At 59.4% G+C, this 14756-nt stretch carries 14 protein-coding genes; 1 reads left to right on the top strand and 13 read right to left on the bottom strand.

What is annotated here, in order from left to right; translation table 11 throughout:
• Window positions 1–31 precede the first annotated feature (31 nt).
• The 6 genes from ACUTJJ_RS04260 to ACUTJJ_RS04235 form a co-directional block, all read right to left on the bottom strand.
• Window positions 32–766 (bottom strand): FadR/GntR family transcriptional regulator, encoded by a 735-nt coding sequence (locus ACUTJJ_RS04260; RefSeq protein WP_063949973.1) that lies wholly within the window; start codon window positions 764–766, stop codon window positions 32–34.
• A 17-nt stretch (window positions 767–783) separates the two neighbouring features.
• The gene (gene yjfF, locus ACUTJJ_RS04255) at window positions 784–1764 is read right to left on the bottom strand and encodes a galactofuranose ABC transporter, permease protein YjfF (RefSeq protein WP_077224909.1); all 981 of its coding nucleotides are present in this window, start codon (window positions 1762–1764) and stop codon (window positions 784–786) included.
• Window positions 1761–2804, bottom strand: a complete 1044-nt coding sequence (locus tag ACUTJJ_RS04250) for an ABC transporter permease (protein WP_445541434.1) — start codon at window positions 2802–2804, stop codon at window positions 1761–1763. Before ACUTJJ_RS04250 ends, yjfF begins: the two co-directional genes overlap by 4 nt.
• Window positions 2804–4327, bottom strand: coding sequence for a sugar ABC transporter ATP-binding protein (locus ACUTJJ_RS04245; RefSeq protein WP_445541409.1), 1524 nt, complete (start codon window positions 4325–4327; stop codon window positions 2804–2806). The genes ACUTJJ_RS04250 and ACUTJJ_RS04245 overlap by 1 nt, the downstream gene beginning before the upstream one ends.
• A gap of 296 nt (window positions 4328–4623) precedes the next feature.
• On the bottom strand, window positions 4624–5583 hold the full coding sequence (gene ytfQ, locus ACUTJJ_RS04240) for a galactofuranose ABC transporter, galactofuranose-binding protein YtfQ (protein ID WP_063949970.1): 960 nt from the start codon (window positions 5581–5583) through the stop codon (window positions 4624–4626).
• Window positions 5584–5814: 231 nt separating this feature from the next.
• Complete coding sequence (locus ACUTJJ_RS04235) at window positions 5815–6108, bottom strand: hypothetical protein (RefSeq protein WP_445541408.1); 294 nt, start codon at window positions 6106–6108, stop codon at window positions 5815–5817.
• Between ACUTJJ_RS04235 and ACUTJJ_RS04230 the strand changes: the two genes are divergently transcribed.
• A complete protein-coding gene (locus ACUTJJ_RS04230; RefSeq protein WP_063949969.1) occupies window positions 6107–7918 on the top strand; it encodes an IlvD/Edd family dehydratase in 1812 nt (603 codons plus the stop codon). The two genes, ACUTJJ_RS04235 and ACUTJJ_RS04230, sit on opposite strands and share 2 nt — an antisense overlap.
• Window positions 7919–8059: 141 nt before the next feature.
• Here ACUTJJ_RS04230 and ACUTJJ_RS04225 read toward each other — a convergent pair whose 3' ends face one another.
• The 7 genes from ACUTJJ_RS04225 to ACUTJJ_RS04195 form a co-directional block, all read right to left on the bottom strand.
• Window positions 8060–8254 (bottom strand): hypothetical protein, encoded by a 195-nt coding sequence (locus tag ACUTJJ_RS04225; RefSeq protein WP_063949968.1) that lies wholly within the window; start codon window positions 8252–8254, stop codon window positions 8060–8062.
• Window positions 8255–8411: 157 nt separating this feature from the next.
• Window positions 8412–9530, bottom strand: coding sequence for a pyridoxal-phosphate-dependent aminotransferase family protein (locus tag ACUTJJ_RS04220; RefSeq protein WP_445541407.1), 1119 nt, complete (start codon window positions 9528–9530; stop codon window positions 8412–8414).
• A 9-nt stretch (window positions 9531–9539) separates the two neighbouring features.
• Window positions 9540–10319 carry an ABC transporter ATP-binding protein gene (locus ACUTJJ_RS04215; RefSeq protein WP_445541406.1) on the bottom strand — a complete coding sequence of 260 codons (780 nt, stop codon included), beginning with the start codon at window positions 10317–10319 and terminating at the stop codon, window positions 9540–9542.
• The gene (locus tag ACUTJJ_RS04210; RefSeq protein WP_445541405.1) at window positions 10316–11119 is read right to left on the bottom strand and encodes an ABC transporter ATP-binding protein; all 804 of its coding nucleotides are present in this window, start codon (window positions 11117–11119) and stop codon (window positions 10316–10318) included. Before ACUTJJ_RS04210 ends, ACUTJJ_RS04215 begins: the two co-directional genes overlap by 4 nt.
• A complete protein-coding gene (locus tag ACUTJJ_RS04205; protein ID WP_063949964.1) occupies window positions 11116–11946 on the bottom strand; it encodes an ABC transporter permease in 831 nt (276 codons plus the stop codon). Before ACUTJJ_RS04205 ends, ACUTJJ_RS04210 begins: the two co-directional genes overlap by 4 nt.
• A complete protein-coding gene (locus ACUTJJ_RS04200; RefSeq protein WP_445541433.1) occupies window positions 11943–12914 on the bottom strand; it encodes an ABC transporter permease in 972 nt (323 codons plus the stop codon). Before ACUTJJ_RS04200 ends, ACUTJJ_RS04205 begins: the two co-directional genes overlap by 4 nt.
• A gap of 27 nt (window positions 12915–12941) precedes the next feature.
• The gene (locus ACUTJJ_RS04195) at window positions 12942–14552 is read right to left on the bottom strand and encodes an ABC transporter substrate-binding protein (RefSeq protein WP_445541404.1); all 1611 of its coding nucleotides are present in this window, start codon (window positions 14550–14552) and stop codon (window positions 12942–12944) included.
• Window positions 14553–14756 lie beyond the last annotated feature (204 nt).

The raw sequence follows: 14756 nt of genomic DNA, 5'->3' as shown, positions 1-14756 counted from the left end.
GTACCACCTCCCACTCGCGAGGGCGGAAGCTCTAGATCGGTTTGATCGCGTTCTGTGTCCTGTCCTTGCCCACCTCGATAACGTGACGCATGGCCTTCACCGCGGCATCGGCATCCCGCGCCGCAATTGCATGCACGATGCGCAGATGGTTGGAAGCAATTTCGGCGATGGTGCCGGTTGAAGCGGCCGGTGATGACAGCTGGAACGAAATGGCCAGCGCAGCTTCAATCAGGCCGCTTGCCGAGCGCATGAAGGGATTACCGGACATATGCGCCACGGCAAGGTGGAATTCGAGATCGACCTTCGCGATACTTTCCGGCGTATGTTTCGGATTGTCGAATTTCGCGGCGATGACGTAGAGGGAGACGATATCGTCGTTGGAGGCCTGTAGGGCTGCAGCCGCGGCGGCAGCCGGCTCCAGCGCGAGGCGGATTTCCGCCAGATGGGTGACGAATTCCTGATCAATACCGGCCTCGCACCGCCATCCCAGCACGTCAGGATCGAAGAAATTCCAGCTGGAGCGATCAAGAACCCGCGTGCCCACCTTGGCCTTGGGCTCAACCAGCCGCTTGGCTGCCAGCGTCTTCATGGTCTCCCGCAGCACGGTGCGCGAGACACCGAAACGTAGCGAGAGTTCGGCATCATTGGGCAGCAGGGAGCCTTCCGCAATCCGGCCCGAGACGATGGCGCTGCCGAGTTCGGAAACCACATGGGCGTGGCTGTTCCGGCGTTTTCGTCCGCTAATCGTCGTTTCGAGCAGCCCCAATAAAGCCTCCGTTTGCGTTATGCCGGATGCGGTCCGGCCATTCTCCTGTTTGAATACCAGATGATTGCGCGCTGCAACACGATGAAGACAAAAAGCAGCACGCCGATGACGATTTTCGTCCACCAGGAAGACAGCGTCCCGTCAAAAACGATGTAGGTCTGGATCAGCCCCTGGATCAGCAGGCCGACAAAGGTTCCCGCCACCAACCCTGTGCCGCCCGTCAGAAGCGTGCCGCCGATGACGACGGCTGCGATGGCGTCCAGCTCCACGCCCACCGTCGCCAGCGAATAACCCGACGACGTGTAAAGCGTGTAAACGATGCCGGCGAGACCCGAAAGGAAACCCGAGAGCGCATAGATGCCGATAGTCGTCGCCCCGATCGGGACGCCCATCAGTTCTGCCGACTGCTGGTTGCCGCCGAGCGCATAGACATTGGCGCCAAACCGGGTGCGGCTGGCGATCAACATGCCGGCCGCGAAGACGACAAGCATCAGCATGGCGAGCGCCGTCAGCCTGCCGCCGCCTGGAAAGCGGAAATAGAAGCCCTGTATCGCGTCGATGAAGGGGTGCGAGATCGGCACTGACTGGGTGGAAATGAGGTAAGCTGCGCCGCGTGCCAAAAACATGCCCGCGAGCGTCACCACGAAAGGCGGGATCGACAGGAAGCGGATCATCGCCCCCATCAGGCATCCGAACAGCGTCGAGATAGCGAGCACGATCGCGAAGGCCAGCAGGGGGTGGAGATTATAGGTGCCCACCATGACCGCCACGAAAACGCTGGTGAATGCGATGACCGAACCGATCGAAAGGTCGATGCCACCCGACAGGATGACGAATGTCATGCCGACAGCGGCGATGCCGAGGAAAGCGTTGTCCGTCAGAAGATTGCCGATCACCCGCGTCGAGAAGATCGCCGGATATTGCAGCACGCATAGCAGATAGGCGACCACGAAGATCGTCAGTGTGGTGAGGAACGGCAGATTGCGGCTATGGATCATCGCACGGTTCCTTCCTTGGTGATGCCGTTCGTAGCAGCCGGTTTGGCCTGTGGCTTGGGCGCCTTCACGAAACCAAGCAGGGCCATGATCGCCGGCGATTGCAGCGTCAGCACCACCATGATGATGCCTGCCTTGATGATGAGATTGAATTCCGGCGGAAAGCCCGAGACGAGAATACCGGTATTGATCGTCTGGATGATCAATGCCCCGATCAGCGATGCGGTGATGGAGAAGCGGCCGCCATTCAGCGATGTCCCGCCGATCACGACCGCCAGGATCGCATCGAGCTCCAGCCACAGCCCGGCATTGTTGGCATCCGCACCGCGAATATCGGCGGTCACGATCATACCGGCTATGGCGGCGCAGAGGCCGGAAACGGCATAGACGAAAAACAATAGGAAGCGTGCCCGCACCCCGGCCAATGCCGCGGCGCGACGGTTGATGCCGGTTGCTTCGATCAGGAAGCCGAGCGCGCTTTTGCGCACGAGAAGACCGATAACCAGCGCCGCCGTCACCCAGATGATGACCGGCAGGGGGATCCCCCCAAATGAGCCTGAGCCGATGGCGGCGAAGCTGTCATTATTGAAGGTGAGAATGACGCCTTCGGTTATGAGCTGGGCAATGCCGCGCCCCGCCACCATGAGGATCAGCGTGGCAATAATCGGCTGGATGTCCAAAAGAGCGACCAGCACCCCGTTCCAAACGCCACAGACAATGCCAACCGCAAGCGAGATGGCGATGACCGAGGAAATGGAATAACCATTGCTGATAAGCGTGGCCGCGACCGCGCCACAGATGGCGATGACAGCGCCGATGGAAAGATCAATACCCTTGGTGGCGATGACCAGCGTCATGCCAATGGTCAAAAGCGCCACGGGAGCGGCACGCACGAGAATGTCGACCAGGCTTCCATAAAGCCGACCGTTCTGCAGCGAAACATTCAGAAAGCCGGGCGAAATGATTGTTATCGCGGCCAGAATGATGAACAGCGCTGCAAGTTGCGGCGCAAGTCTTTTGAGACGTCGTGTCACCGCCACCATCATGCCGCCTCCGTTTTCGCCGCATCGGCAATGGCGCGCATGATGTTATCCGCGGTCACCTCGCTGCCCTTCAATTCGTTGACGTGGCGGCGGTCAGAGAGGACGATAACCCGGTGCGCAACGGCCGTCAGCTCTTCCAGCTCGGAAGAGATGACGACGAGCGACATGCCCTCGGTGCAGAGCTTTTCGATCATTTTAAGAATTTCCGCATGCGCGCCGATATCGATACCGCGTGTCGGCTCATCGAGGATCAGAAGTCGCGGCTGTGTAGCGAGCCAGCGGGCAAGAATTGCCTTCTGCTGGTTGCCGCCTGAAAGGAACTTGATCGGCCGGTCCGGATCTGCAGGACGGATATCAAGCGACCTAATGAAGTTTTGGGCAAGCTCCGCCTTCTGCCGTCGCGAAAGAGGGCGCGCCCAGCCTTGTCTCGCCTGAAGCGCCAGCGCGATATTATCGGTAACGGAGAAGTCGCCGATAATCCCATCCGTCTTGCGCTCTTCGGGACAGAAGCCGAAGCCCGCGGAGATTGCCGCCTCCGGCGACGAGATGGCCGCCTGCTTGCCGTCGATCGTCGCAACGCCGGTGTCGGGACGGTCTATGCCAAACAGCAGAAAGGCAGTTTCTGTTCGGCCAGAACCAAGGAGACCGGCGATGCCGACGATCTCGCCGGGCCGGATGCCGAGATCGAAGGGGGCGATACTGCCGCGTTTTCCATAACCTTCGAAGCGGATCGGTGGCTCGCCTTCAACAACGGTGTCGTCAGTTGCCTGATGTTCGTGGGTGATGTGCTGAAGCTCTCGGCCGAGCATCATGGAAATGAGTTCCGGCCTCGGCAGATTGCCGATGTCGCGGGTGCCAACGAGACGACCATTGCGCAGCACCGTCACGCGATCGGCAATATCGTAGACCTGATTGAGAAAGTGAGTGATGATGACGATGCCGATGCCCCGGGCGCGCAGCTTCTTCAGAACCCCGAAAAGCATCCCGACTTCATGGGCGTCCAGGCTGGCCGTTGGCTCGTCGAGAACCAGCACCTTGCCGGAAAGATCGACGGCACGCGCAATGGCTATGATTTGGCGGATGGCGACGGAATAGCTGGAAAGCAGGGCGTTGACGTCGATGGAGAGCCCATACTGGGCAAGCAGCGCCTTTGAATTCTTTTGCATCGTGCTGCGGTCGATCATCCCGAAGCGCCGCGGCTGGCGGCCAAGGTAGAGGTTCTCCGCGACGGTGAGGTTTTCGAGAAGGTTGACCTCCTGATAGACGGTGCCGATGCCAAGCGCCTGCGCTTCACCCACATTCGCGGGGGAGATTTCGCTGCCTTCCAGAAAGACGGATCCGCTGCCGCGGCTGTAGACGCCCGTCAGAATTTTGATCAGCGTCGATTTGCCTGCGCCGTTTTCGCCGAGGAGGGCATGGATTTCGCCGCGTCTAAGCGTAAAATCAACGCCATCAAGCGCTGTGATCCCCAGAAAGGATTTGCCGATGGCGCGTGCTTCCAGAAGTGGTGCCGTTTCGGACATTGAGCAGGTTCCGCATTACAATGGGTCTTGGAATAATCGTGTATCGAGCGGCGTATTTCTTCTCCCCGCCGGGGAGAAGGTGGCCCGAACGGCCGGATGAGTGGGCTAGCTCTCGGCCTATCGCTACCGTCGCCCCCTCATCCCGCTGCCGCTTGTTCTTCTCCCCGGCGGGGAGAAGAACAAGCGGCGTCCGCCCGCTCCATACGTGATCATTCAGCAGACAAAAATCGGAGAAGTTTCCTTCTCTTCAGCAGAAAGAAACGGCACAGTCATGTGCCGTTCCTCCGAAGAATGGCTTAGTAACCCAGACCCTTCTTCGCCTCGTAGACCTTCATCGGGTCATCAGATGCCGTGTAAAGTTTGGATTCGGTCTGTATCCACTTCGGCGGCTCTTTCTTGTCCTTCAAGTAGGCTTCGAGCGCGTCGAAGGCTGGGCCTGCCATATCGGGCGTCAGTTCGACGGTGGCGTTGGCTTCACCGGCCGCCATGGCCTTGAAGATATCAGGCACGGCGTCGATGGAGACGACCTTGATGTCGGTTCCGGGCTTCAGACCGGCTTCCTTGATGGCCTGGATTGCGCCGACGGCCATGTCATCATTATGGGCGTAAACGGCACAGATATCCTTGCCGCCGCCTTCGGCCTTGATGAAGCTTTCCATCACTTCCTTGCCCTTGGTACGGGTGAAGTCACCCGTCTGTGAGCGCGCGATCTTGATGTTTTTGTGCGAGGCAATGGCTTCTTCGAAGCCTTTCTTGCGGTTTATGGCGGGCGACGAACCGGTCGTGCCCTGCAATTCTACCACCTTGCAATCCTTGGAGCCGACATCCTTGACCAACCAGTCGCCGGCAACCTTGCCTTCATGCACCTGATCGGACGTGACGGCTGTCAGGTAAAGGTCGTCAGGAGCCTCGATCTGGCGGTCGAGCAGGATGACAGGGATTTTTTCTTCCTTGGCTTCCTTCAGGACAGCATCCCAGCCCGTTGCGACCACAGGTGCAATCAGGATTGCGTCGACGCCCTGCGCGATAAAGCCGCGCACGGCCTTGATCTGGTTTTCCTGCTTCTGCTGCGCGTCGGCAAATTTCAGCGTTACGCCGCGCTTTTCGGCCTGCTGTTTTGTGACGGTGGTTTCAGCAGCGCGCCAGCCCGATTCCGAACCGATCTGCGAGAAGCCGACGGTCAGCGATTTTGCGGAAACACTTGATGCAAGGCACAGCGAAACGGCGACAGTAGCTGTCGCGAGAGCTTTTCTCATCTTATTCCTCCCATAGATGATGTCAGCGTGACGCAGACACTATGAGCATATAGTAATACTCTTGAAAAGGGGCATTTTCGTATATTTCAGGTTGCGAATGGGCTCTCACGCCCTGAAAGAGAGAATATATTGATCTAAATCAATATGATAAATGATTCACAATTTGTGGTTTGGAATATCCCGCAGGCAGCTGCGTCTGGTATTCGAGTGCTTGACAGGGCGTGGTTTTATCTAATAGTCATACAAATTAGAAAATGATTTTTTGCCGGAATTTCGCTTCTCGGGGTCGAAGTTAAACGGCAAAAGAGGGAGGGAGATTCCGTTGCGTAATCCCGCGATGGCCGTAACTGCCGAAAAATATTCGGTTAAAGCCGAAGTGCCGCTCGATGCCACTCGTCTGGCGCACCACTGTCGGTTATGCGTGATCTCCGAAACGCTGATTCCATTTTCCTTGCGCGCAACATAAGCTTGTCGCATTTCGTAATATTTTACCGTTGGCCACTTCCGGCTGGAGACCCGCATCATGACGACATCTGATAATCTTCCTGCAACTCAGGGCAAGCTGCGTTCGCGCGCTTGGTTCGACAATCCCGCCAATGCGGACATGACTGCGCTTTATCTTGAGCGCTACATGAATTTTGGTCTCAGCCAAGCCGAGCTTCAGTCTGATCGCCCGATCATCGGTATCGCACAGACGGGCTCTGACCTTTCCCCTTGCAACCGCCACCACCTCGAACTCGCAAATCGCCTGCGTGAAGGTATCCGTGAAGCCGGCGGCATCGCGATTGAGTTTCCGGTGCATCCGATTCAGGAAACCGGCAAGCGTCCGACCGCCGGCCTCGACCGCAACCTGGCTTACCTCGGCCTCGTGGAAGTGCTTTATGGCTATCCGCTCGATGGCGTCGTGCTGACCATTGGCTGCGACAAGACCACGCCTGCCTGTCTTATGGCGGCGGCCACCGTCAACATCCCGGCCATTGCTCTTTCCGTCGGCCCCATGCTGAACGGCTGGTTCCGCGGCGAGCGCACCGGTTCCGGCACCATCGTCTGGAAGGCACGCGAATTGCTGGCTAAGGGCGAGATCGATTACCAGGGCTTCGTCAAGCTCGTCGCTTCTTCGGCTCCGTCGACCGGCTATTGCAACACCATGGGTACGGCAACGACCATGAACTCGCTCGCCGAAGCGCTCGGCATGCAGCTTCCAGGCTCCGCCGCCATCCCGGCGCCTTACCGTGACCGTCAGGAAGTCTCCTACCTTACCGGCCTGCGCATCGTTGAAATGGTCAAGGAAGACCTGAAGCCATCAGACATCATGACCAAGGATGCGTTTATCAACGCCATCCGCGTCAACTCGGCGATTGGTGGCTCCACCAACGCACCGATCCATCTGAACGGCCTCGCGCGCCACGTCGGCGTCGAACTGACAGTGGACGACTGGCAGACCTATGGTGAAGACGTGCCGCTGCTCGTCAACCTGCAGCCCGCTGGTGAATATCTCGGCGAGGATTATTACCATGCCGGCGGCGTTCCCGCTGTCGTCAACCAGCTGATGAACCAGGGACTGATCATGGAAGATGCCATGACGGTCAACGGCAAGACCATCGGCGAAAACTGCCGTGGCGCGATCATCGAAGACGAAAAGGTCATCCGCCCCTATGAGCAGCCGCTCAAGGAGCGCGCTGGCTTCCGCGTGCTGCGCGGCAACCTGTTCTCCTCGGCCATCATGAAGACAAGCGTTATCTCGGAAGAGTTCCGCAACCGTTATCTCTCCAATCCTGACGATCCGGAGGCCTTCGAAGGCCGCGCCGTGGTGTTCGATGGTCCGGAAGATTACCATCACCGCATCGACGATCCGTCGCTCGGCATTGACGCCAACACCGTTCTCTTCATGCGCGGCGCAGGCCCCATCGGTTATCCGGGTGCCGCGGAAGTCGTGAACATGCGCGCACCGGATTATCTTCTGAAGCAAGGTGTCAGTTCGCTGCCCTGCATCGGTGATGGCCGCCAGTCCGGCACGTCAGGCAGCCCGTCTATCCTCAACGCTTCCCCGGAAGCAGCTGCAGGCGGCGGCCTTGCCGTGCTTCAGACGGGCGACCGCGTCCGCATCGATGTGGGCCGCGGCAAGGCGGACATCCTGATTTCCGGCGAGGAACTCGCAAAGCGCTACGAGGCGCTGCATGCGGAGGGCGGCTACAAGTTCCCAGACCACCAGACGCCGTGGCAGGAAATTCAGCGCGGAATCGTCAGCCAGATGGAAACCGGCGCGGTTCTCGAACCGGCGGTGAAATATCAGCGTATCGCCCAGACCAAGGGTCTGCCGCGCGATAACCACTGACGGCCCAAAATAAATTAGCGGCCTCGAGGTTTCCTCGGGGCCGCTTTTTTGACTTTAAAAATACGAATAATGCGCCGTCTCGTGGGATCAAAACAGGCGTTCTGCACCGGGTAAACGTCTTAGTGTATCGCCTTGAAAGCTTTAGATCACCGGATAAAGCGACCAGAAAAACAGTTCATATTCTTGATCTCGGTCGTCGTTCTGCGACTCGTCATCAGGCCGGCGCGGCGTCTTTTCCTGAAATTCGGTCTCCACCCGCTCATTGACGACGGGCATTCTTCGGCCGATGCCAAAGAGGTCAAAGGAGAGCATGTTGAACCCTGCTACCATGGCCATTCCCTTCTTCACGCAAGTTAACGCTGCGTTAAGTTTCGCGCTTTGCCATGATTTCGTCAAGATTGACGGAGGAATTTGTCTACTATTTTTAACAACAATGTCGTGAGCAACGTTTCAAAAGACGTACGATTTCCGCAACGATCTTTTCCTGGCAGCATCAGGCACCGGTCGAACCAGCATCAAGGTAGACAGTGTCAACTGCTTCGAGAGTAGAGGAAGCTTCTGCGGCGTACCCTAGGTCTTTTAAAGAGCTGGCGAATGCTTCGATGTTTGCCTCGACCGCCTGCCGGTTCGCCCGCCGGCCGGTGTGGTTGAGCCTTATCAACCTCTCGGCGCCGGGGCCGACACCGGCGGTGATGTCAGCACCATCTTTCCGGGATGCAGCTTCAAGCAGCGCCTTGAGGTTGACGCCATCAGGCAGAATTGCCGTGGAAACGAGCGCTGACGCCTTCGCCTCGTCGGCCCAGTTTTTGATGCCGAGCGCATTTATGCCGTTGCGCGTGGCTGCGGCCGCCATCTCGTGGCGTTGAAGCACCGATGCCAAACCTTCCGCCTCTATTCGATCAAGGGCTGCCTCCAGCGCATAAAACTCCAGTGGAGCCGGCGTCCCGGGCAGCGCGCCGCGGCCGGCATCCAGCCAGAGCCTTTTCTGGTCCAGAAGCGAAAGCATGGAATTTTCAGGCGCTTGCCCATGCGATAGAAGGCCCCAGGCCTTGTCGCTGACGGAAATAGCCGACACGCCGGCCGGCCCGGCCAGTGCTTTCTGCGGTCCAATGACGGCAATGTCGATACCGAGCCGATCGACGTCCAGCGCGTGCCCGCCAATGGAGGCGACCGCATCGACGAGAGTGACGATGCCGCGTTCGTGCGCGAGTGCCGTAATGGCTGGCAGAGGGTTGAGAATGCCGCTTGCCGATTCCGCATGTACGACGGCGAGAAGATCAAAGTCGGGTGCCTCGTACAGCGCCTGTTCAACCTCCTCCAGCGTTACTGGTTTTGCCGGACTGGCTGTCAGATTGCGCACGCTGGCGCCGCCCCTGGCGAGCCAGCCGCCGAACCAGGCGCCGTAGGGGCTCGTGACGATGTTGAGCGCCCTCAGCCCGGGCCGGGCAAGGCTTGTGGCCGCCGCCTCAAGCGCCAGCACGGCTTCCGCCTGTATAAGGAGGACATCGTTCTTCGTGCCCATCAAGGCTGCGAGCCGGTCTGCAAGGATCGCGTAACGCTCCGCGGGAAAAGCAGGTGGGTCAAGCAGCAAGGCGTAATCCGGAGCGGGCATGTCTCTTCCTTACCTGGTTCTGATCAGCCGCGGTGCGGCGTCAATCAATGTTCTGGCTGTCGACGATTGCGGTGCCGAGATGATGTCGCGTGTCGTGCCAATTTCAACGATCCGCCCGGCCTCCATGATGGCAACGCGGTGGCAGACGGCGCGTATCACAGCGAGATCGTGCGAGACGAAAATGCAGGACACGGCGGTATCCCTTTGGATTTCCACCAGCAGCTCGAGGATTTGCCTGCGCACTGACACGTCGAGGGCAGAGACGGCCTCGTCAAGAATGAGCACCGACGGTCGGACTGCAATGGCCCGCGCTATGGCAACACGTTGCCTCTGCCCACCGGAAAGCTCCAATATCGAGCGGCTGGCATCGATGTCCGCCAGGCCAACGCGGTCCAGAAGACGGCGTATTTCCGCCGCGCGATCGCGCCGTCTGACGAGGCGATGAATGCGCAGCGGCTCACCGATGGCATCATCGACACGCGCGCGCGGATTGAAGGCGCCGTGCGTATCCTGAAAGACCATCTGCACGTGCCGGCGGGCGGAACGCAGCCCGCTCCCGTCAAGCGTGAGCCAGTCGCGATTCTGGAAACGGATTGTTCCAGAATCGGGGGGGATGAGCCGCATCAAAATGCGAGCCAGTGTCGATTTCCCGCAGCCGGAGGGGCCGGCCAGTCCCAGAGTTTCCCTGAGCTGGAGCGAAAATGAAATATCGGAAAGTGCCGCCACCGTTCTGGCGGGGGTGCGATAGGTTTTCGACAGTCCTTCGACGCTCAGAAGGGCTTCGTTCATGACGCAGCCTCGCTGATGAGCGGCGGAGTGGACAGGTCCAGATAATCGGCGAGCAGCGCCCGTGTGTAGTCGCGGCTGGGTGCAGACAGCACCCGCCGGGTCGGACCGTGTTCAACCAGCCGGCCGGAATGTAAAACTGCGATTTCGTCGGCAAGACTGGACGCAAGGCCGATGTCATGGGTGATGAACACAAGCGTTTTGTTTTCCCGCCGCACCAGATCGTCAAGGAGCGTGGCAATGGCGGCCTGACTGACCGTATCGAGTGCGCTCGTTGCCTCGTCGGCAATCAGAATGGAAGGACTTGCGGCAATAGCGGCGGCAATCGCAACACGCTGCCTTTGGCCGCCGGAAAGCTGGTGTGGGTAGGCTTTGAGAAGATGGGATGGATGTGGCAGCCGAACCCGTTCCAAGAGGTCGCGAGCGAGATCCCGACCTTGCCGCCACGACAGGCCCAGATGCCGAACGGCACCTTCCGCCACCTGTTCCGCTATCGTGAGAACCGGATTAAGCGTCGCGCCGGTATCCTGAAAGATCGTGCCGATATCGCGCCCCGGCTTGGGCCGGCCCTGAAACAGGCCGCTATCGCGGCTCCAGGAAATGTCGCCGGTAACCCGTGCGTTACCGGGAAGAAGCCCGGCAACGGCGTTGCCAAGCGTGGATTTCCCCGAGCCGCTTTCTCCGATGATCGCCAGCCGCTGCCCTTGGCGGATCGTCAGTGAAACATTCAGCAACGCGGGAGCCTGGCCCGGCCTGTAGTGAACGCTGAGATCGTCGATGCGGCACAGAGCGTTACCGGTCATGGTGCCTGCCTCCCTGTCGCCATCGCCCTGTTGATGCCCTCGCCAAGGAGATAGACGCCGAGAACCGTAACGAGTAACCCGAGACCGGGAATTACAGACAGGAAGGCGGCCGAACGCAGGACGTTGCGTCCTTCCGCAATCATCGAACCCCAGGTGACGATATTAGGGTCCCCAAGCCCAAGGAAAGAAAGGGCTGCTTCTGTGAGGATGGCGGCAGCGACAATGATGGCGGCGAGAGCCATGACGGGCGGCAGCGCATTCGGCAAGATCTGCCGGAAGGCTATTTCCAGCGGATGCATCCCGATGGCGCGGGCGGATTGCACATAGTCACGCTCGCGGATGCTCAAGACCTGTGCCCGCATCAGCCGCGCCGGATCGGCCCACGCGCCAAGCGCAATTGCCAGAATGACAACAGGCATGGAAGGGCCAATGGTACTGACAAAGGCGAGTGCAAGCAGGAAATTGGGCACGATCTGAAATGCGTCCGTGAGCCGCATCAACGCCTCGTCCACCAACCCGCCGGCAAAACCGGCAATGGTTCCGATAAAGGTGCCGACGATCAGCGCCGCCGCGGCGGCGCCGATGCCAACGAGAATAGAGGCCTGCGCTCCGTGGACGAGTTCGGCCAGCACATCTCGGCCCAACCGGTCTGTCCCCAGCGGAAGGGCTGCATCGGTGAAAGGCGCAATCAGCGGATCGCCGACGATCGCCAAGGGATCGCCCGGGAAAGCGAAGGGGGCAGCGAGCGCCATCACGGCAAGCAGTAGCAGAACAATGGCGCCAGTGGCTCCTTCGAAACTGCGCAAAAGCCGGAGAGCGAAACTCATGCCTGTTGCTCCCCGCTGCCGATGCGCGGATCAAGAACGGCGTAGAGAATGTCAACGACGAGATTGATGACAATGACGAAAACAGCGCTTGTCAAAATAATGCCCATCAGGAGCGGCGTGTCGCGTCCACTGACAGCTTCCTGCGCCAGCCGGCCAAAACCGGGAATGGCAAAAACGCTCTCGATCACCACGCTGCCGCCGAGCATCGTGGCGGCCTGCAGACCAAGTACCGTGATCAGCGGCAGGGCAGCGTTGCGCGCGACATGGCGCAGCACGATGCGTCGTCGGGAAAGCCCCTTGGAACGGGCAAAAAGTACGAAATCCAGTGGCCAGACAGCGGCCATGGCGGTGCGCATGACGCGCAGAAAAAGTGCAAGATAAATAAGCCCGAGACTGGCAACGGGCAACACGAGATGCCGCGCGATGTCCAACGCGCGCGCCAGTCCCTGCTTGCCCGAGGCGATGGTTTCAATGCCTGACGTCGGCAGCCATTTAAGCTGAACCGCAAAAACGATCGCAAAGACAAGGCCAAGCCAGAAGCCGGGCGTGGCGTATAGGGCAAGCGACAGGGTTGATAACACGCGGTCCACCGGTCCGCCGGGGCGCGCACCCGCGACGATGCCGAGAGCAGTGCCCAGGATGAAGGCAAGTGTCGTGGCGCTTCCCATCAGGAGAAGGGTGTTTGGGAGACGCTCGAGGATCAACCCTAACACCGGTCGTTCGAAGGCGAGCGACCAACCGAAGTCGAGCCTCAGGACCGAACTGGCATAGAGCCAAAAACGTGCGAGGACCGATCCGTTCAGACCATATTGCTCGCGCAGCACATCCCTCAGCCCGGTATCGCCGCCGCCGATCGAGACGAGATAGGCATCAACAGCGTCCCCGGATGCATTTTCAAGCAGAACGAAGGTGAAGACCAGAACAATAAGCAGCACCGGAATGGCGCTGACTGCCCTTCTCCTCAGCATTCTTATGGCACGCTTCACCCCTGTTCCTCAGCTTTCGACCGCCGTATCCGCCCAGTTTGAAACGGCCCAGCGCGGGTTGGTGGCGACCTGTTTCACCGTGTCGCGTGCGACGGTGATAAAGCCCCATTCGGCGACGTTGATCAGCGGCAGATCGGCCGCAACCTGCTTCTGGAAATCCTTGTAAAGCGCGGTGCGTGTGGTGGCATCCACCGTTGCGGCTGCTCGGTCGATGAGTTCATCGAGCGTCTTGTTCTCGTAACCGCCCTGGTTGGAGAATCCGACGCCTGCCGGAATGCCGGAGCGCACCAGGATGGTGGTGGAGATTGCCGGATCGCCGCGGAAGACCGGCGGCGCGACGGCGAGATCGAAGGCGTGGTCGGTATAAACCGCTTTCTGGTGGGCCGCCGCATCATTGTTGACAAGTTCAGCATCAATGCCGATTTCCTGAAGCGCCTGGCGAAGATACGAACCGAACTGCTTGGTTTCGTTGAAATACGGCGCGGGCAGAAGCTTCAAGGAAAAGCGCTTGCCATCCGGCCCCCGCGCATATCCCGCCTCGTCAAGCAGAGCGTTTGCTTTGGCAACATCGAAATCATAGGTCTCGACGTCACCTGTATAGAATTCCGGCGCATTCTTCGGTACAGGGCCCGTCGATGCCGTCGCGTAGCCGAGGAAGACCTTGTCGATCACGAATTTCTTGTCGATGGCGTGGGCGATGGCTTGTCTGACTTTGAGGTCTGCCAATTCCTTGCGGCGATGGTTGATTTCGACCACCAGCTGATAGGTGAGGGCCTCGTATCCATCGGCGATCACCTTGATACCCTCGACCTTCGAGATGCGGGCGAGGTCGGCCAGGGGAACGGCGGAGAAGGCCGCGAGCTGGATTTCCTCCGCCTCCAGCGCGGAAGCAGCTCCCGCCCTGTCCGGCAGGACGCGATAGATGATCTCCTCGAGGTGCGGCTGATCCTTACCCCAGTAATTCGCATTGCGAGTGAGACGATAATATTCGCCAGGCTTGTATTCGGTAAAGACGAAAGGTCCGGTGCCGACCGGTTTGGTATTGGCGGGATTGGTAGCGATATCCGTGCCGTCATAGAGATGTTTCGGTACGACGCTGGTGACGACCGGCAGCGCGTTGCGGATCAGCTGGAACGGCGTCGGCTTTGAAAAGCGGAAGATCGCCGTGTGATCGTCCGGTGTCTCCACCTTCTCCAGATTGGCAAAGACCAGCCGTCCGAGGTTCTGCAGCGGTTTCCAGACCGACAGCGCCGAAAAGGCAACATCCGCAGAGGTGAAAGGCTTGCCGTCATGCCACGTCACGCCTTCACGCAGCTTGAAGGTGGCGCTCAAGCCATCGTCCGATCCCTGCCATTCGGTCGCAAGGCGCGGCTCCAGCCCATCCTTGCCGTTAAAAGAAGCTTCCGCCAATGGCTCGATGATCTTGCTGGCGATGTAGAATACACCGTTGGAGGCGACGATTGCCGGATTGAGATTCTTCGGCTCCGAATCGGCTGCCACGATCAACCTTCCTCCAGGTGTCGCCTGCTGCGCGGCGGCAATGCCCGCCAGCCCCGTTGTCGCGGCCAGAAGAACCGAGGTCTTGAGCAACGAACGGCGGGAGAGTTGGACAGGTGACATGGTTCACTCCGGAAATGGGGCTGAGCGGATCTTTTGATGGTGCCGCGGCCGACCGATCTTAAGGCTGTAATGCGGGCAGTGTCCACGTTAATTCACTGGCTTTACAGCAATGATTTTACGTTGCGCGCGCCTTTGCGGAAACGATATGCCTCACGGACCAACGGCGCTTTTCCACGCTTGCTTCTCTGCCTCTAAAATGGCGCA

This window comes from Agrobacterium sp. DKPNP3 (assembly GCF_052686535.1).
Note: the sequence above shows the minus strand (reverse complement) of the source record. Positions and strands in the feature narration are given on the sequence as shown.